Origin of the sequence: Pseudomonas sp. F01002, assembly GCF_004402115.1 — a bacterium.
GTDB classification, from domain to species: domain Bacteria; phylum Pseudomonadota; class Gammaproteobacteria; order Pseudomonadales; family Pseudomonadaceae; genus Aquipseudomonas; species Aquipseudomonas frigoris.
In genome coordinates this window covers 288,491-305,770 of the sequence record NZ_SOPU01000003.1, presented here as the reverse complement: position 1 = coordinate 305,770, position 17,280 = coordinate 288,491, and the positions used below count along the sequence as shown (strand labels likewise).

Genomic DNA, 17,280 nt, shown 5'->3' with positions numbered 1-17,280 from the left:
CTGATACTTCCATGCTTGCGACTTCACGTTCCTTGCGTTTGATGCTTTATACCCTTCTGATTGCCGCCGGTGCCGCGCTGGTTGCGGGCTTCGCCATGCGTCACGCCGAGCGCCAGGCCCTCGTGGAAGACGCCGCCCGCGCCAATCAGCAATTGGCTCTCTATGCCAATTCCCTGCACACCCTGATCGACCGCTACCGCGCCCTGCCCGCCGTGCTCGCGCTGGACCCCGAATTGCGCGCCGCGCTCAAGGGTTCGGTATCCGCTGAACAGCAGGACGCACTGAACCGCAAACTGGAAAAGATCAACGGTGCAGCGCAATCCTCGACCCTGGAACTGCTCGACCACACCGGTCTGGCGGTGGCCGCCAGCAATTGGCGTTTGCCCAGCAGTTACGTCGGCCACAACTACGGTTTCCGTCCCTACTTCAGCGAAACACGCACCCAAGGCACCGGGCGCTTTTACGCGGTGGGCGTGACCAGCGGGATTCCCGGTTACTTCCTGTCCAGCGCGGTCACCGATGACAACGGCCAGTTCCTCGGCGCGATGGTGGTCAAACTCGAGTTTCCGGAGCTGGAACGCGAATGGCGTCAGGGCAGCGACACACTGCTGGTCAGCGATGCACGCGGGATCATCTTCATCGCCAACCAGCCGGGCTGGCGCTATCGGCTGTTGAAACCGCTGAGTGACAGCGATCACGCCGAACTCAAGGCCACCCGCCAATACGACAAACAACCGCTGACACCGCTCGAGTATCAATCGGTGCGGCGCTTCGACGACAACAGTGATCTGACGCGGGTTGTGGGTCCTGACGGGACGGCGAATTACCTGTGGGAATCGCTGCCGCTGAGCACTGAAGGCTGGACGTTGCACCTGCTGCGCCGCCCGCAAGTCGCGTTCGAAGACAGCCGAAACGCCGGGCTCGCCGCCGCCGGGTTGTGGCTGGCCGTGGTGTTTTTGTTGCTGTTCCTCAATCAGCGTTGGCGTCTGGCCAAGCTGCGCCAGCGCAGTCGCGAAGAGCTCGAACAACTGGTGGAAGAACGCACTCGCGACCTGCGCACCGCTCAGGACGGTCTGGTGCAATCGGCCAAACTCGCCGCCCTCGGCCAGATGTCTGCCGCGCTGGCCCATGAAATCAACCAGCCGTTGACCGCCCAACGCATGCAGCTTGCTACTCTGAGGCTGCTGCTCGATCACGGCCGGGTCGACGACGCCTACAAAGCACTCAGACCGGTGGATGAGATGCTGACGCGCATGGCCGCCCTCACCGGTCACCTGAAAACCTTCGCCCGCAAAAGCCCCAGCGGTTTACGCGAACGCCTGGACCTGGCGGCGGTGGTGGACCAATCGTTGCAGTTGCTCGACACACGGTTGCGCGATGAACAGGTCAGCACGGTGCTGCACCTGACGCGCCCGGCCTGGGTGCGTGGCGATGCGATTCGCCTGGAACAGGTGCTGATCAATTTGCTGCGCAATGCCCTGGACGCCATGCAGGACAAACCCTGCAAACGCCTGGAAATCCGTCTCGAAGCCGACGAACAACTCTGGCGCCTGACGGTCACCGACAACGGTGGCGGCATTGCCGAAGAGCATTTGGCCAACGTGTTTGATCCGTTTTTCACCACCAAACCGGTGGGTGATGGCCTGGGCCTCGGGCTGGCCGTATCCTTTGCCATCGTTCATGAATCGGGTGGACGCCTGAGCGCCGACAATCATGCAAACGGCGCGGTGTTCACCGTGACTTTGCCCATCGATCTGGAGGCTCCTGGCTCATGCTGAATTCAGTGATGGTGGTCGACGACGAAAGCAGTATTCGCAGCGCCGTCGAACAATGGCTGAGCCTGTCGGGGTTCGAGGTGCAATTGTTCAGCCGCGCCGATGAATGCCTGGCGCAGCTGCCGAAGCATTTCCCCGGGGTGATCCTCAGCGACGTGCGCATGCCGGGCATGACCGGCCTGGAACTGCTGGCCGAAGTTCAGCGGCGCGACGCCGACTTGCCGGTGATTCTGCTGACCGGCCACGGCGATGTGCCGATGGCGGTCGAAGCCATGCGCGATGGCGCCTACGACTTCCTTGAAAAACCCTTCAGCCCCGAAACCCTGCTCGGCAGTCTGCGCCGTGCGCTGGACAAGCGGCGGCTGGTGCTGGAGAACCGCGCCCTGCACGAGCAGGCGGACAACCGCGCCAAACTCGATGCGACGCTGCTGGGCGTGTCCCGTGGTTTGCAGACGCTGCGTCGGCAAGTGCTGGACCTGGCGACGCTGCCGGTCAATGTGTTGATCCGCGGTGAAACCGGCAGCGGCAAGGAATTGGTTGCCCGTTGCCTGCACGACTTTGGTCCGCGTGCCGACAAACCGTTTGTGGCGCTGAACTGCGCGGCGATTCCCGAGCAGTTGTTCGAGGCCGAGTTGTTTGGTCACGAGAGCGGCGCGTTCACCGGCGCCTCGGGCAAACGCATCGGCAAGCTCGAATACGCCGATGGCGGCACGCTGTTTCTCGATGAAATCGAAAGCATGCCGCTGGCCCAGCAGGTGAAATTGCTGCGGGTGTTGCAGGAGCAGAAGCTGGAGCGGTTGGGCTCCAATCAGAGCATCCGCGTGGATTTGCGGATCATTGCAGCGACCAAACCCGACTTGCTGGACGAAGCCCGGGCCGGACGCTTTCGCGAAGACCTCGCCTATCGGTTGAACGTGGCCGAGTTGCGGCTGCCGCCGTTGCGCGAGCGGCGTGAAGACATTCCATTGTTGTTCGAGTCGTTTGCGCACAATGCCGCCGAGCGTTTGGGGCGGACTTTTCCACCGCTGAGCGGCCCGCAGTTGAGCCACCTGCTGAGCCACGACTGGCCAGGCAATGTGCGCGAATTGGCGAACGTTGCTGAGCGGCAAGTGTTGGGGCTGGGCGAGCCGGAACCGGTGGGGATCGATCCTGGGCAATCGCTGGCGGCGCAGCAGGAAACCTTTGAAGCGCATTGTCTGCGCGCGGCGTTGACCCGGCATAAGGGCGATGTGAAAGCGGTGCTTGAAGAGCTGCAACTGCCGCGCCGGACCTTTAATGAAAAGATGCAGCGGCATGGCCTGACCCGCGAGATGTTTTTGCAAGACAGCTGATTTTTGTGGTGCCTGAACTGGCCTATTCGCGAGCAAGCCCGCTCCCACAGTTGATTCGAGGTGTAGGCAAATTCTGTGTTCACCGTAGATCCAATGTGGGAGCGGGCTTGCTCGCGAAGGGGCCAGCACTGACGAAGCAATCCCACGCCTGAATAAGCGGTTTTCCGCTCGCACCCGATCCTGAATAAGCGGATTTCCGCTCAATAAAACTCGCTACCCCCTCTAAACCGGCCCTCCTCCCGTTGGCACATCTCCTGCTATAGCCCAAGCAGGCTGCGTTTCAACGCGCTCCACAAAAACAATTAAATGAAGGATCCGTCATGGATAACTCACAATCCCTGCCTCTTGGGTCGGCAGCTTCGCCTGCCAAAGAAAGAACCACTGCCAGTCGCATCAAATCGATCTTCAGCGGCTCTGTCGGCAACATGGTCGAGTGGTACGACTGGTACGTCTACGCCGCCTTCTCCCTGTACTTCGCCAAGGCCTTTTTCCCCAAAGGCGACACCACCGCGCAACTGCTGAACACCGCCGCGATCTTCGCCGTGGGCTTCCTGATGCGCCCGATCGGTGGCTGGTTGATGGGCCTCTACGCCGACAAGGCCGGTCGCAAGAAAGCACTGATGGCTTCGGTGTACCTGATGTGTTTCGGCTCGCTGCTGATCGCCCTGAGCCCGGGTTATGAAACCATTGGCATCGGCGCACCGATCCTGCTGATTTTCGCCCGTTTGCTGCAAGGCCTGTCGGTCGGTGGCGAGTACGGCACCTCGGCGACTTACCTCAGCGAGATGGCGACCAAGGAACGTCGCGGCTTCTACTCCAGCTTCCAGTACGTGACCCTGATCTCCGGCCAGCTCATCGCTTTGGCAGTGCTGATCGTGCTGCAACAGACCCTGACCACTGAAGAGCTGTACGCCTGGGGCTGGCGCATCCCGTTCGCCATCGGCGCGCTGTGTGCCGTGGTTGCGCTGTACCTGCGTCGTGGCATGGAAGAAACCGAGTCGTTCTCCAAGAAAGAGAAGGCCAAGGAAAGCGCGATGCGCACCTTGATGCGCCATCCGAAGGAACTGATGACCGTGGTCGGCCTGACCATGGGCGGCACCCTGGCGTTCTACACCTACACCACGTACATGCAGAAATACCTGGTGAACACCGTCGGCATGAGCATTTCCGACTCCACCACCATTTCCGCCGCCACGCTGTTCCTGTTCATGTGCCTGCAACCGCTCATTGGCGGGCTCTCGGATAAAGTCGGTCGCCGTCCGATCCTGATTGCCTTCGGTGTTCTCGGGACGCTGTTCACCGTGCCGATCCTGACCACCCTGCACACCGTGCAGACCTGGTGGGGCGCGTTCTTCCTGATCATGGCAGCGCTGATCATCGTCAGCGGCTACACCTCGATCAACGCGGTGGTCAAAGCCGAACTGTTCCCGACCGAAATCCGTGCGCTGGGCGTCGGCCTGCCGTACGCGCTGACCGTGTCGATCTTCGGCGGCACCGCTGAATACATCGCGCTGTGGTTCAAGAGCATCGGCATGGAAACCGGTTACTACTGGTATGTCACCGCGTGTATTGCCGTGTCGTTGCTGGTCTATGTGACCATGAAAGACACCCACAAACATTCGCGGATCGAGACGGACTGACAGGCACATCGAGGTCGGCTGTACCGGCCTCTTCGTCGGAACGCCGCCCGGACCAAGCCCGCTCCCACATTCGACCGCATTCTTCTGAAAGAACTCGGTCAACCTGTGGGAGCGGGCTTGCTCGCGAAGGCCGCGACTCGGTTTCAAGACAACTCGGCAACTTCCGGTTTCGTGAACTTGTTCTGCGCATACGAAGCCCCCGCAATCATCACCACCAATATCCCCGCCAACACCAACGACGAGCCAACGGTGCCGAAATCCAGACCTCCCTTTTCATGGGGCTTGGTCAGGAAGTCCCCCAGCGTCGCGCCAAATGGCCGCGTCAGCACAAACGCCACCCAGAACAGCAGCACTGACGAAATCTTCGTGAAGTATTTGAGCAACACCACCACCGCAATGGCTGAGCCAATCAACAGTGCGCCACCGGCAAAGCCCAGGCCTGAATCATCGGCCAGGTAATCGCCAAGCGCAGTGCCCAAGGTGTTGGAAAACAGTATCGCCATCCAATAGAACATCTCGCCGCGAAAGGTTTGGACCTTGGTGACGTTCAGCGAATCGCCGCTCAAGCGCCATGCAGCAAAAATCCCTATCAAAATCGCAATCAGGATCATCGAGCCCGCGGCATAGCCCAACCCAAGGGTGCGGTCCATGAAATCAGACATGGTGGTGCCGGCCGTGCTGGTCGACAAAATCACGATCCAGTACAGCACCGGCTTGTAGGTTTTGGACATCAACTGCGTGATCAGCGTCAGTACGAACACGCTGATCAAAATCAGCGAGCTGATGGCGTAACCGACGTTGAGAGTCATCGACAGCAAATCTCCCGCGGTTTCCCCCAGGGTCGTCGCGCAGATTTTCATCACCCAGAACGCCAGGGTGATTTGAGGAAGTTTGTTCATCGAGGGTAAATCTCCAGTGTTCATGGCGGCCGTTTATCAGGCTTTTGGCCGGTACGCAGACTGGAGGTCGGGCAGTGAAAAATAGGTAAGTGCTTTATGAAAAATCTGTCACACATGCAAAAGAGCCAGATTAATCGCCGCGCTGGAAATTGCTGGCCACCGCTTGCACTATGGCCCTTTTCGCTACAAATCGAACTCAGGAACCCCGTACCATGCCCGACGATATCCATTTCTACGAACCCGCCAACGGCCACGGTCTGCCGCATGACCCGTTCAATGCCATCGTCGGCCCGCGTCCCATTGGCTGGATTTCCTCTCAGGATGCCGATGGCCGCCTGAACCTGGCGCCTTACAGTTTCTTCAACGCGTTCAACTACATTCCGCCGATCATCGGTTTTTCCAGTGTGGGGCGCAAAGACAGCCTGAATAACATCGAGCGAACCGGCGAATTCGCCTGGAACCTGGCGACCCGTCCGCTGGCCGAGCAGATGAACCAGTGCTCTGCCATGGTCGGGCCTGAGGTCAACGAGTTCGAGCTGTCCGGGCTGACGCCGGCAGCGTCGAAAGTCATTCAGGTGCCGCGCGTCGCCGAAAGCCCGGTGTCCTTCGAATGCAAGGTCACGCAGATCATTCAGTTGCAGCGGGCCGATGGCAACGTGGTGCCGAGCTGGCTGATTCTCGGCGAAGTGGTCGCCGTGCATATCGCCAAATGGCTGTTGAAGGATGGGGTGTACGACACCGCCGCGGCAGAACCGATCCTGCGCGGCGGCGGGCCAGCGGATTATTTCCAGCTGGGGCCTGAGGCGTTGTTCAAGATGTATCGCCCGGGGGCGGTCAAGTAATTACCAGATCAGGTCGCCGTCTTCGCTGACGCCTTTGAGGTGTGTCAACTGCAGCGCGGCGGCTTCATCGGCCTCATGGGCAGTTTTGAAGGTCTGTTCTTCGAGCAGCTTGTGAAAGCGCGGTGCACCCGAACCACCGATGGCTTTGGTGGCGATTGCGGCGTGATAACCGCCCTCGCGGGGTACTACGGCAGATACGGCTTCGAAGGTTTCAAAGGCTTTGCGTGCCATGTCGCGGATCCTGGCTGATTGAGAATTGAGCCATTAAACCCTCAACCCGCCATTTTGTGTACCCACGACTGGGACTGTCCCAGCGCCTGGGCGGCCGACACGTCCTTGAAGGTATGAAAATCCAGGCTGTTGACCACCAGGTCTTGCACCAACTCGGCAAAAATCTGCATGGCCGGGGTGCTGAAGTAAGCGGTCATGGCCTGCTGATTGGTCCAGAAACCGGACACCAGCCACAACTCCGGATCGCACTGCGAATGTTGCAGGGCAAAATTCAGGCAACCCGGTGCGCTGCGGGACGGCTCGATCAAGGCGCTGAGGCGCGCACCGAGTTCCGCCGAACGCCCGGCGCGGGCGCGGACAAAGGCCATATGACTGACGGGGATCTGCGTAGACATGTTCAACCCTCCCAGGTACTCGAGTGGCAGCCGTGGGACGGGCTGCGACAGGATCCAAGGTTAAGCGCGCCCCTTCCATCGCGGTTAGTCGATTCCTGCCGGCTTGTTGCACAATCCTGCGCAGCTTGGCTCAACACCTGTAACAACCGGTAAAACCCGTCATACCACTGTCACACGAGCTTTGTGTAGGAGCTGCCGAAGGCTGCGATCTTTTGACTTCTGTTTTCAAGATCTAGAGATCGCAGCCTCCGGCAGCTCCTACAGGGGCAGGCTTGCGTCAGCCGTTGCCCATCTGCATCACGTCATGACGGGGCGGCACACGAAGCCCATGCAGAATCAGGCAAGCTTGAGGCAGGATGTGTCTAGCGCTTCGTCTTGCACAAACTTAAGCTCAACTCATTACCAACGCCTTGCCGAGGATGCCTTGCATGTCGTCGCTCGATCATTTTCAAGCCCCGCTGGACGCCGACATGGAGAAACAGCGCGCGGAACTGGCCGCCATCATTCGCCACAACACGGCGGAGGATGGCACTTATGCGACTGCCGTCGGCTCGCTGTTCATGTCTCGCCACAGTAAGTCCCATGAGTTTGCCCCGGTACTGGCGCAACCCGCGCTGTGCATCATGGCGCAGGGCCGTAAAGAGGTCAGGCTGGCCGATGAATACTTCAATTACGATCCGCTGAATTACCTGGTGGTGTCGGTTTCGATGCCACTGAGCGGGCGCGTGGTGAACGTCACGTCTGAAGAACCGATCCTCGCGGTGCGGCTGGATATCGACCCGGCAGAAATCACCGCGCTGATTGCCGACGCCGGTCCTCTCGGTGTGCCCACCCGGCCGACGGGACGCGGCTTGTATGTCGAACGGATCGACACCGCGATGCTTGACGCGGTGTTGCGTCTGGCACGTTTGCTGGATGCGCCGAAAGACATCGCCATGCTCGCACCGCTGATTCGCCGGGAAATCCTGTATCGACTATTGCGCAGCCAGCAGGGTCATCGGCTGTACGAAATCGCTATCGCCAATAGCCAGAGCCATCGCATCAGCCAGGCGATCAAATGGCTCAACGGCAACTATGAACAGCCGCTGCGCATCGATGATCTGGCGAAGGAAGTGAACCTGAGCGTGTCGACGTTGCATCACCGGTTCAAGGCGATGACGGCGATGAGTCCGTTGCAGTATCAGAAGCAACTGCGCCTGCAAGAAGCGCGGCGGTTGATGCTGGCGGAAGGGCTGGAGGCTTCGGCAGCGGGGTATCGGGTAGGGTATGAAAGCCCCTCGCAATTCAGCCGGGAGTACAGCCGGTTGTTTGGGGCTCCGCCGTTAAGGGATTTGGCGCGGTTGCGGTTGACGGTCTAGCTGAATCTTGTGTTGTTTGTGCCGGCCCCTTCGCGAGCAAGCCCGCTCCCACAGGGGTCTGGTGTACACCGGTCCAATGTGGGAGCGGGCTTGCTCGCGAAGAGGCCGGCACAGTCAATCCACCTCTAATGTCAGGCACCGAGTACGCGACAAGCCTCAGCCGGCAATGTCACCGACACCGGATTGCCAATGCTCAACCCAAACCCCTGACACGGCGTACTCAACGCCGTAAACGACACCCCGGAACACTCCACGGTCGTCTCAATCGTCGCGCCAATATCACGCACAAACGTCACCTTACCGAGCAGCCGATTCCCCGCCGTCGCCTGTGGATGCGACAGTTGCAGGTCCTCAGGGCGAATCAGCATCTTCACTTTCTCACCCACCACGATGCTGCTGCAGATCGGCACTTCCAGCGCCTCGCCACCCGGCAGCCCAATCTTGCCGTTGCCCAGTGCCGTGGCCGGGAAGATATTCCCCGAGCCGATAAAGTCCGCAACAAATTCATTGGCCGGGTGACGATAGATTTCAATCGGCGTGCCCACTTGCTGCACCCGATGTTCACCCAATACCACAACGATATCCGCCATGGTCATGGCCTCACGCTGGTCGTGGGTCACCATGATGGTGGTGATGTTCAAGCGTTGTTGCAGTTGACGGATTTCCACCTGCATCGACTCGCGCAGCTTGGCGTCGAGCGCCGACAGCGGCTCATCCAGCAGCAGGATTTTCGGCCGCGAGGCAATCGCCCGGGCAATCGCCACGCGCTGACGTTGGCCACCAGAGAGTTTCGACACCGGGCGATCGATCATTTCCTGCAACTGAATCAGTTGCAGCAACTCCACCACCCGCGCCTGCTGATCAGCCTTGCTGACCCCGCGCAGTTTCAGCGGATAGGCGATGTTCTCCCCCACCGTCATGTGCGGAAACAGCGCCAGTGATTGAAACACCATGCCGAAATTGCGTTGATGCGCCGGGGTGTGGCCGATGTCTTCACCGTCCAGGCGAATCTCGCCGCCGCTCAGGGTTTCGAGCCCTGCAATCATTCGCAGCAACGTGGTTTTACCGCAGCCCGACGGGCCGAGAAAACACACCAGTTTGCCCTCAGGCAAATGCAGGTTTACATCCTTTACCGCGCAGGCCGAGCCGTAATGTTTCTCGACGTTTTCCAGAATCAGACCAGTCATGTTGCACCTCAAGAATAAGGTTCTGGCTGGAGGTCGCCGAGCGAAGATCAGGCAAGGCAAAAGTCTGCGAAGAAGCAGAGTTGACTTTAGTCAATGAGCATTCTGAGCGGACTTTTAACGCAGCATGATCGAGCGCAGGCACCTCCAGGCAGAAGCTAGAACGAAACGCCACCTTCACCAACCAGCTTCTCCAACGCCCATATAAGGACGAAGTCGATCAGCACGATCAGCACGGCAAACGAAAATACGGTTGGGTCGAGCGATGACACGGTGCGGCTGTACATCCAGATCGGCACGGTCATGACGTCGATGGTGTAAAGGAAGTAGGTCACGGTGAATTCGTTGAACGAGACGATGAACGCCAGCAGCATCCCCGCCAGAATCCCCGACTTCATCAGCGGCACCACCACATCGATAATCGCCCGGGTCGGTGAAGCGCCAAGCATCTGCGCGGCTTCTTCGACTTCGCTGCCAATGGAGAGCATCGCGGCGGTGCAGTTTTTCACCACGAACGGCAGCGCCAGGATCACGTGGGCAATCACCAGCCGCGAGGTGGTCATCTGGAACGGCAGGCTGTCGAACACCAGCAGCAACGCCAGGCCCAACACCACCATCGGAAACACCAGCGGCAGCGACATCAATTGCAGCGCCACGGCTTTGCCGCGGAACTCGCAACGGGTCAGGGCATAAGCGGCCGGCACCGCAATGATCGTTGCAAACACCATGGTCAGGCACGCCACCATCAGGCTGGTGGTCATGGCCTTGCCGAGGCTCAGCACATCGCTGGCATCCGGCGACACGAAGGTGTGCCAGGCAGCCTTGTACCATTGCAGGCTGTAGCTGCTCGGCGGGAAGTCGAGGTTCGACGCACCGCTGAACGACATCACGATCATGGTCAGGATCGGCAACACCGCCAGCAGCAGGATGAAGCCCGACAGGATGCCGGCAAACTTGCCGGTCTCGCCGGGCAGCAGCCCATAACGTTTCTTGATCAGAGTGCTCATTGGGAAGCCTCCAGCATGCGCCGACGACGGCCAGTGATGTATTCGGACAAGGTCATGATTGCGAGCGTGGTGACAATCAGCACCACACCGGCAGCGGAGGCGGCGGGCCAGTTCATCAGCGGGGCGATCTGGTCATGCACCATCACCGCCAGCATCGGCACGCGTCGGCCACCGAGCAGCAATGGCACCACAAAGCTGCTGGCGTTGTAGGCGAATACCAACGTCGCGCCAGTGATGATCCCCGGCATGCTCATCGGCAGCACCACCTGACGGAATACCTGAAAACGACTGGCACCCAGGGTTGCAGCGGCTTCTTCATAAGTGCGAGCGACGCCGCGCATGGCGCTGGCAATCGGCAGCACGGCCAACGGGAACGCGGTTTGCACCAGGCCCATCAGTACGCCGTTCTGGTTGTAGAGCAACATGATCGGGCGCTTGATCAGGCCCAGGCCCATCAGCGCCTGATTGAGCATCCCGCCAGGTCCCAGAATCACCAGCCAGCCGTAGCTTTGCAGCAACAGGTTGACCAGCAACGGCAGCAACACCGCGGCGAGGAAGATCCGTCGCACGAACGGTGAGGTCAGGCGAGACATGGTGTAAGCCACCGGGATCGCCAACACGACCGCAATCACTGCGCTGATCAGGGCCAGACGCAGGGTCAGCAGCAAGGATTTGAGGTAATACGGTTCCAGCAGTTGGGCGTAACTGGCCAGGCTGATCCCGGTCCATTCCGCGCCTTTGGTGCCCACGCTCATGCGCAGAACCAGCAAGCTGGCGGCGATCAATACGCCCAGAAACAGCATCGACGGCGAGAGAAAAAACCAGGCACGCGTCGTCGGCGAAACACCCCGATTGGTGCGCACTGGAGCGACGGCGACCGGATGAGTCAGAGGTTGGTGTTCCATAGCAAGGGTCTCGTCAATGGCAGATCAGGAATATCTCGCGCCCGGCCCTGTAGGAGCTGCCGAAGGCTGCGATCTTTTGATCTTTTTCAGAGCCACCGAAGAGCAGGATCAAAAGATCGCAGCCTTCGGCAGCTCCTACGGATCAGGAAGAAAAGATTTCCGTGTAACGACGAATCCATTGGTCATGCACGGTGGCCAGGAAGGCGTTGTCGTGCATGATCGCCTTCTCGGTAATCTGCTCTGGCGTGAGGATGAACGGGCTCTTGCGCGCTTCGGCGGAGATGATCGCCTTGGCGTTGACCGGGCCGTTGTAGATGTCTTCAGCCATCTTGCCCTGCACCAACGGGTCCAGAGAGTGGTTGATGAAGGCGTACGCCATGTCGGTGTCGCCCGGACGGTTCTTCGGCATCACCGATTGCATCAAGTCGGTGTAGAAACCTTCCTTCATGCCAAAGGTTGCACTCAGACCGTAGGCCGGATCGCGGATCTGTTTCGGGAAGAATGCCGGCGCGTACAGGCCGCCCATGTCCAGGGAACCGGTGCGGAACAGCTCGGCGAGCTGGTTCGGGTTTTCACCCAGGGTTACCACGCGATCTTTCAGCTCGGCGAGTTTCTTGAAGCCCGGCTCAATGTTGTGTTCGTCACCACCGGCCAGTTTGGCGGCGATGATGATCAGGTCCATGGCCTCGGTCCAGTTTGGCGGCGGCAGGAAGATGTTCGGTGCCAGGTCCGCGTCCCACAGGGCGGCGTAGCTGTCCGGCGCTTCTTTCTGAGTGCGCGTGCTGTAGACCAGGCTGTTGCACCAGAGCAGGTAACCGATACCGTGGCCATTGGCGCCGGTGCGGTATTTTTCCGGTACATCGACCAGGTTCGGGATGCGGTTGAGATCAGGTTTTTCCAGCAGGTTGGCCGCGGCCAGACCTTCGGCGCCGACGCCTGCCAGGGTGATGATGTCGTACTGCGGACGATCACCGCCGGCCTTGAGTTTGGCGACCATTTCCGAGGTACTGCCGGTACGGTCAGCGATGACCTTGCAGCCGTACTTGTCTTCGAAGGTCGCGGCGATGTTGCGCAGGGCTGCCAAGCCGGTGTCATCGGACCAGGTCAGCAAACGCAGGGTCTTGCCCGCAAAGCGTGTGTCGCTGGCGTTAGCCTTGATGAACGGCATGCTCATGGCGGCCGCTGCCACCGAGGCTACGCCCACGGTTTTGATGAATTGACGTCTGTTCAGATCATGCTCGCCCATTACGGACTCCCTTTGTTTTTGTAGGTATGAGGCTGGTCGCAACCGTTGCATCTGCGCCGCCAGATCTGCTCCAAGCCCCCGTATTCACGGGGTTTGCGCTGAGCCAACGGGTTCATCCTGAGGTCGTGCAAAAAACCTGACTATCGATAAAAACTCATTGAAGCCATGACGCCAGCGCATGCCTCATCACGAGGCATGCGCTGACCCTTTTCGAGCCGTCAGACCGCTCGAATCACGTGTTTGATTTCCTGGAAAGCCTGCAAACCCCACGGCCCCAATTCGCGGCCGATGCTGCTCTGTTTGTAGCCACCCCAAGCGGTCTGCGGGAAGATCACTTGCGGCGCGTTGATCCACACAAGCCCCGCCTGCAAAGCGTTGGCGACCCGATCTGCCGCTTCGGCGTCGCGGGTGACCACGCTGGCCACCAGACCGAACTGGCTGTCATTGGCCAAGGCAATCGCCTCGGCCTCGGTGGCAAAACTGCGTACGCAGATCACCGGACCGAAAATCTCTTCACACCACAGCGCACTGTCGAGGGGCACTTCGGTGAAAATCGTCGGCTGCAAAAAATAGCCGCGCGACAAGTCCGCCGGGCGATTGCCGCCGCAAACCAGCTTGGCACCAGCACTCAAACCACGATCGATGTGGCCCAGCACACGCTGGTATTGCGCCTGATTGACCAGTGCGCCCATTTCCACGTTCGGGTCGAACGGGTCGGCTACACGAATGGCTTCGGCGCGGGCCTTCAAACGGATGAGGAATTCGTCCGCCAGTTCATCGGCGATCAGCACGCGGCTGGTGGCCGAACACATCTGCCCGGCGTTGAAGAAACCGCCGCCACAGGCCACTTCGACGGCCAATTCGAGGTCGGCGTCCTTGAGCACCAGCAGCGAGGATTTGCCGCCCAGTTCCAGGCTCACGCCTTTGACGGTTTCCGCCGCACGCTGCATGACCTGCACGCCGACGGCGTTGCTGCCGGTGAAGGAGATTTTGGCGATGCGCGGATCAGCGGACAACGGCGCGCCGACCGCCAGGCCGGTACCGCAGACCAGGTTGAACACACCCTTGGGCAGACCGGCCTCGGCGATGATCGTCGCCAGTTCCAGTTCTGGCAGCGGTGTCACTTCGGACGGCTTAAGCACCACGCAGCAACCGGCGGCCAAGGCCGGGGCGAGTTTCCAGGCGGTGGTAACCATCGGAAAATTCCACGGCACGATCAGGCCGACCACACCGCAGGGTTCGCGGCGCACACGAGCGCTGAAGTCGTCGGTTGGCAGCTCCACATTGCTGTCTTGCTTGGCATCGAGACCTTCGGCTAAACCTGCGTAGTACTCGAAGGTGGCGATCACGTCGTCGACATCGATGGCGGCTTCAAACAGCGGCTTGCCGTTGTTGCTCGACTGCAAATGCATCAACTGTTCGCGACCGGCCTGCACGCCCGCAGCAATTTTGCGCAGGATCGCACCGCGCTCGGCGCCGGTGGTTTTCGACCATTCCTTGAAGGCATTGGATGCGGCAGTGACGGCTTGATCGACTGCATGTTCATCGCCACCGTTCACGGTGGTCAACAGGGCTTCGGTCGCCGGGTTGATCACGCGCAGGTGTTCGTTGCCGGCGGACCATTGGCCGTCGATAAACAGGCCGTTGAGTGCCGTTGGGAAAGTCATGCGGAAAGTCATTTCGACACCGCCTTCATCCACACAGCCTGATCGATTTCAATCAGGGTCGGCCCCTGGCGATCGGCAGCTGCGCGCAGAGCGCTGCGCAGTTGCTCGACACCGCAGACGGCTTCGGCTGCACAGCCCAGCGCCTTGGCCACACCAATGAAGTCCGGGGTGTAGATGTCGACGCCAACCGGCTCGATGGCGCGGTTGACCATGTATTTCTTGATCTCTTCGTAGCCCTGGTTATTCCACAGCAGGACGATCACCGGGGTGCGCGCTTCAACGGCGCTGGCCAGTTCCGGCAAGGTAAATTGCAGGCCGCCGTCGCCGATCAGGCACGCCACTGGAGGACGCGCGCCGTTTTCAACGCTGCCGCCGAGCCAGGCGCCAATCGCTGCCGGCAAGGCGTAACCGAGGGTGCCGTAACCGGTGGACGAGTTGAACCAGCGACGCGGGCGTTCCGGGTTGAACGTCAGGTTGCCGGTGTACACCGGTTGGGTCGAATCGCCGACGAAGACTGCGCTTGGCAGTTCGTGCAAGACGGTTTCCAGGAAGCGGGTCTGGGCCAGGGTCGGAGCATCCCAGGTGGCAGCCAGTTCGTCGCGCAAGCGTGCGGCACGGACCTGGCCCCAATCGTTACGGCGCTCGGCCAACGACTTGTGGGACAGCGCGCTCAGCAAGGACTGGGCAGCGTTACGGGAGTCGGATACCAGCGCCACTTGCGGCGGATAGTTGCGCACGGTCTGGTCCGGATCGATGTCTACGCGCAGCAGTGCGCCGGGAATTTCGAACCCACCGGCGAAGGTCACGTCGTAGTCGGTCTCGGCCAGTTCGGTGCCGATCGCCAACACCACGTCAGCTTCAGCCACCAAAGCGCGAGTCGCGACCAGGCTTTGGGTTGAGCCGATCAGCAACGGATGGTTGGATTCGAGCATGCCTTTGGCATTGATGGTCAGGGCTACCGGGGCGTCCAGCAGTTCGGCCAGTTCAGTCAACTCGGCCGCGGCATCGATGGCGCCGCCACCGGCGAGAATCAGTGGGCGCTTGGCACCGGCCAGCAGCGCGGTCATGCGGCTGATTGCGCTCGGCGAGGCACCGGCGCGGTCGATGTTCACCGGTACGCTGGCGAGCAGGTCATCGGCCTCTTCTACCAGCACGTCCAACGGAATTTCGATATGCACAGGGCGCGGACGGCCGGCCTGGAACAGTGCAAAGGCACGCGCCAGGACGCCCGGCAATTCAGCCGCCGACATCAAGGTGTGGGAGAACGCCGCCACGCCACCGACCAATGCGCTCTGGTTTGGCAGCTCGTGCAGCTTGCCGCGACCGCCGCCCAACTGGCTGCGCGATTGCACGCTGGAGATCACCAGCATCGGGATCGAGTCGGCGTAGGCCTGGCCCATGGCAGTGGTGATGTTGGTCATGCCTGGGCCGGTGATGATGAAGCACACACCCGGTTTGCCGCTGGTGCGAGCGTAACCGTCGGCCATGAAACCGGCGCCCTGTTCGTGGCGCGGAGTGACGTGGTTGATGCTCGAACGGGCCAGCCCGCGGTACAGCTCCACGGTGTGAACCCCGGGAATGCCGAACACCTGCTCAACCCCGTAATCTTCGAGTAACTTGACCAATACTTCGCCGCACGTCGCCATGTCTTTGCCCTTCTTGTTCGTTTGAGACGCCGGACCTGCGCAGTGTTTATGATGAGTGGGCAGGTCCAGGGATGACCTCATTGGAACGGGCGACACGTAGCCGCAACAATGGATAAAAAGTCATACTAGCCATGTCCTCACGTCATACCTTGGATCCCAATGAAACGATTGCCTCCCCTGCCGGCGCTGCACACTTTTCTGATTACCGCGCAGTGTTGCAACTTCACTCGTGCTGCTGAACAGCTGTACATCACCCAAGGTGCGGTGAGTCGGCAGATCGCCGGGCTGGAAGAACATCTGGGTTATGAACTGTTTATTCGCCAGGCCCGGGGCCTTGACCTGACCGCCGAAGGACGGGAATGGTTGCCTCGGGTCCAGCAGATTTTCGGCTTGATCGACGAGGCGGTGGAGCAGATCGGCGAGAAGCGCGAAACCCTGCAACTCAAGGCCCCGACGTGCGTCATGCGCTGGCTGTTGCCACGGTTGTTGCAGTGGCAACGGGAGCGCCCGGATGTGCCGGTGGAATTGACCACCACGGTCAAACACGGTGTGGATTTTCATCGCGAGCAGTTCGATGCCGCGGTGATGTACGGCGCACCGCCGGACAGCTCATTGGTGTCTCAACATTTGTTTGATGAACAGCTGACGCCGGTCTGTTCCAAGCCGTTGCTCGAAGGTCCGGTGCCGCTGCTGGCGCCGGAGGATCTGGAGCAGCACATGCTGCTGCACCCGACCCGGGATGAACGAGACTGGAAGGCCTGGCTGGCCACCGCCGATATTCGCTTGAGCAATGTCGCCAAGGGTCAGCATTTCGAAACGCTGGACCTGGCGATGTCGATGGCGTCCCAAGGGACAGGCGTGGCGATCGGGGATTGGTCGCTGATTGGCGACGATTTGAGTGCGGGGCGGCTGGTCATGCCGTTTGAATTGAAGGTGAAGACGGGGTTGGCGTATTACCTGGTTTTCCCCGAGAAACCTGGACCTTCGCCGAAGTTGCGTGAGTTGATGGGGTGGTTGGTGGAGCAGGCTCAGAGCCGCTGAGCCCTGCAGGATTGGCGCGCATCCTGTGGGAGCGAGCTTGCTCGCGATAGCGGTTGATCATTCAACGAATATGTCGACTGACCCACCGCTATCGCGAGCAAGCTCGCTCCCAC

The 17,280-nt window shown here is 60.3% G+C and carries 15 protein-coding genes; 6 read left to right on the top strand and 9 right to left on the bottom strand.

The genetic code is table 11. From position 1 onward, the window contains the following. The first annotated feature begins 11 nt into the window (after nt 1–11). From E3W21_RS01955 to E3W21_RS01945, 3 genes are all read left to right on the top strand, one after another. Nucleotides 12–1,778: an ATP-binding protein gene (locus tag E3W21_RS01955; protein WP_134417491.1), complete on the top strand. Its 1,767-nt coding sequence runs from the start codon at nt 12–14 to the stop codon at nt 1,776–1,778. Then, nucleotides 1,772–3,106 (top strand): sigma-54 dependent transcriptional regulator, encoded by a 1,335-nt coding sequence (locus E3W21_RS01950; RefSeq protein ID WP_129437926.1) that lies wholly within the window; start codon nt 1,772–1,774, stop codon nt 3,104–3,106. The genes E3W21_RS01955 and E3W21_RS01950 overlap by 7 nt, the downstream gene beginning before the upstream one ends. A gap of 320 nt (nt 3,107–3,426) precedes the next feature. Next, nucleotides 3,427–4,746: an MFS transporter gene (locus tag E3W21_RS01945; RefSeq protein ID WP_134417489.1), complete on the top strand. Its 1,320-nt coding sequence runs from the start codon at nt 3,427–3,429 to the stop codon at nt 4,744–4,746. A 143-nt stretch (nt 4,747–4,889) separates the two neighbouring features. Here E3W21_RS01945 and E3W21_RS01940 read toward each other — a convergent pair whose 3' ends face one another. Then, nucleotides 4,890–5,645: a hypothetical protein gene (locus tag E3W21_RS01940; RefSeq protein ID WP_134417487.1), complete on the bottom strand. Its 756-nt coding sequence runs from the start codon at nt 5,643–5,645 to the stop codon at nt 4,890–4,892. A gap of 212 nt (nt 5,646–5,857) precedes the next feature. On the opposite strand from E3W21_RS01940, the gene E3W21_RS01935 reads away from it, so the two are divergent. Further along, the gene (locus tag E3W21_RS01935; protein ID WP_129437933.1) at nt 5,858–6,487 is read left to right on the top strand and encodes a flavin reductase family protein; all 630 of its coding nucleotides are present in this window, start codon (nt 5,858–5,860) and stop codon (nt 6,485–6,487) included. Here the strand turns inward: E3W21_RS01935 and E3W21_RS01930 are convergent, their stop codons facing one another. Together E3W21_RS01930 and E3W21_RS01925 are read right to left on the bottom strand one after the other, a co-directional pair. Beyond that, the gene (locus tag E3W21_RS01930) at nt 6,488–6,718 is read right to left on the bottom strand and encodes a hypothetical protein (RefSeq protein WP_134417485.1); all 231 of its coding nucleotides are present in this window, start codon (nt 6,716–6,718) and stop codon (nt 6,488–6,490) included. A 41-nt stretch (nt 6,719–6,759) separates the two neighbouring features. Next, nucleotides 6,760–7,113 (bottom strand): putative quinol monooxygenase, encoded by a 354-nt coding sequence (locus tag E3W21_RS01925; RefSeq protein WP_134417483.1) that lies wholly within the window; start codon nt 7,111–7,113, stop codon nt 6,760–6,762. Between the two features lie 428 nt (nt 7,114–7,541). Here E3W21_RS01925 and E3W21_RS01920 point away from each other — a divergent pair, with 428 nt between their 5' ends. Then, nucleotides 7,542–8,471, top strand: a complete 930-nt coding sequence (locus tag E3W21_RS01920) for an AraC family transcriptional regulator (RefSeq protein ID WP_134417481.1) — start codon at nt 7,542–7,544, stop codon at nt 8,469–8,471. A gap of 131 nt (nt 8,472–8,602) precedes the next feature. Here E3W21_RS01920 and E3W21_RS01915 read toward each other — a convergent pair whose 3' ends face one another. The 6 genes from E3W21_RS01915 to E3W21_RS01890 form a co-directional block, all read right to left on the bottom strand. After that, complete coding sequence (locus E3W21_RS01915; protein ID WP_134417479.1) at nt 8,603–9,658, bottom strand: ABC transporter ATP-binding protein; 1,056 nt, start codon at nt 9,656–9,658, stop codon at nt 8,603–8,605. A 155-nt stretch (nt 9,659–9,813) separates the two neighbouring features. Next, entirely contained in the window at nt 9,814–10,662 is an 849-nt protein-coding gene (locus tag E3W21_RS01910; protein ID WP_129437940.1) for an ABC transporter permease, read from the bottom strand. After that, complete coding sequence (locus E3W21_RS01905) at nt 10,659–11,567, bottom strand: ABC transporter permease (protein ID WP_134417477.1); 909 nt, start codon at nt 11,565–11,567, stop codon at nt 10,659–10,661. Before E3W21_RS01905 ends, E3W21_RS01910 begins: the two co-directional genes overlap by 4 nt. Nucleotides 11,568–11,709: 142 nt before the next feature. Then, entirely contained in the window at nt 11,710–12,813 is a 1,104-nt protein-coding gene (locus tag E3W21_RS01900; RefSeq protein ID WP_134417475.1) for an extracellular solute-binding protein, read from the bottom strand. A 218-nt stretch (nt 12,814–13,031) separates the two neighbouring features. Continuing rightward, complete coding sequence (locus E3W21_RS01895) at nt 13,032–14,480, bottom strand: aldehyde dehydrogenase family protein (protein ID WP_134417473.1); 1,449 nt, start codon at nt 14,478–14,480, stop codon at nt 13,032–13,034. 8 nt (nt 14,481–14,488) lie between these two features. Then, nucleotides 14,489–16,126 (bottom strand): 5-guanidino-2-oxopentanoate decarboxylase, encoded by a 1,638-nt coding sequence (locus E3W21_RS01890; protein ID WP_134417471.1) that lies wholly within the window; start codon nt 16,124–16,126, stop codon nt 14,489–14,491. A gap of 159 nt (nt 16,127–16,285) precedes the next feature. Between E3W21_RS01890 and E3W21_RS01885 the strand changes: the two genes are divergently transcribed. Further along, entirely contained in the window at nt 16,286–17,167 is an 882-nt protein-coding gene (locus tag E3W21_RS01885) for a LysR substrate-binding domain-containing protein (protein ID WP_134417469.1), read from the top strand. Nucleotides 17,168–17,280: the final 113 nt, after the last annotated feature.

What these genes read in the sequence shown, in the direction of transcription:
- E3W21_RS01925 (WP_134417483.1), bottom strand. Translation starts at nt 7,113, where the DNA reads ATGTCTACGCAGATCCCCGTCAGTCATATGGCCTTTGTCCGCGCCCGC.
- E3W21_RS01890 (WP_134417471.1), bottom strand. Translation starts at nt 16,126, where the DNA reads ATGGCGACGTGCGGCGAAGTATTGGTCAAGTTACTCGAAGATTACGGG.
- E3W21_RS01955 (WP_134417491.1), top strand. Translation starts at nt 12, where the DNA reads ATGCTTGCGACTTCACGTTCCTTGCGTTTGATGCTTTATACCCTTCTG.
- E3W21_RS01905 (WP_134417477.1), bottom strand. Translation starts at nt 11,567, where the DNA reads ATGGAACACCAACCTCTGACTCATCCGGTCGCCGTCGCTCCAGTGCGC.
- E3W21_RS01945 (WP_134417489.1), top strand. Translation starts at nt 3,427, where the DNA reads ATGGATAACTCACAATCCCTGCCTCTTGGGTCGGCAGCTTCGCCTGCC.
- E3W21_RS01940 (WP_134417487.1), bottom strand. Translation starts at nt 5,645, where the DNA reads ATGAACAAACTTCCTCAAATCACCCTGGCGTTCTGGGTGATGAAAATC.
- E3W21_RS01895 (WP_134417473.1), bottom strand. Translation starts at nt 14,480, where the DNA reads ATGACTTTCCCAACGGCACTCAACGGCCTGTTTATCGACGGCCAATGG.
- E3W21_RS01935 (WP_129437933.1), top strand. Translation starts at nt 5,858, where the DNA reads ATGCCCGACGATATCCATTTCTACGAACCCGCCAACGGCCACGGTCTG.
- E3W21_RS01910 (WP_129437940.1), bottom strand. Translation starts at nt 10,662, where the DNA reads ATGAGCACTCTGATCAAGAAACGTTATGGGCTGCTGCCCGGCGAGACC.
- E3W21_RS01920 (WP_134417481.1), top strand. Translation starts at nt 7,542, where the DNA reads ATGTCGTCGCTCGATCATTTTCAAGCCCCGCTGGACGCCGACATGGAG.
- E3W21_RS01915 (WP_134417479.1), bottom strand. Translation starts at nt 9,658, where the DNA reads ATGACTGGTCTGATTCTGGAAAACGTCGAGAAACATTACGGCTCGGCC.
- E3W21_RS01885 (WP_134417469.1), top strand. Translation starts at nt 16,286, where the DNA reads ATGAAACGATTGCCTCCCCTGCCGGCGCTGCACACTTTTCTGATTACC.
- E3W21_RS01900 (WP_134417475.1), bottom strand. Translation starts at nt 12,813, where the DNA reads ATGGGCGAGCATGATCTGAACAGACGTCAATTCATCAAAACCGTGGGC.
- E3W21_RS01930 (WP_134417485.1), bottom strand. Translation starts at nt 6,718, where the DNA reads ATGGCACGCAAAGCCTTTGAAACCTTCGAAGCCGTATCTGCCGTAGTA.
- E3W21_RS01950 (WP_129437926.1), top strand. Translation starts at nt 1,772, where the DNA reads ATGCTGAATTCAGTGATGGTGGTCGACGACGAAAGCAGTATTCGCAGC.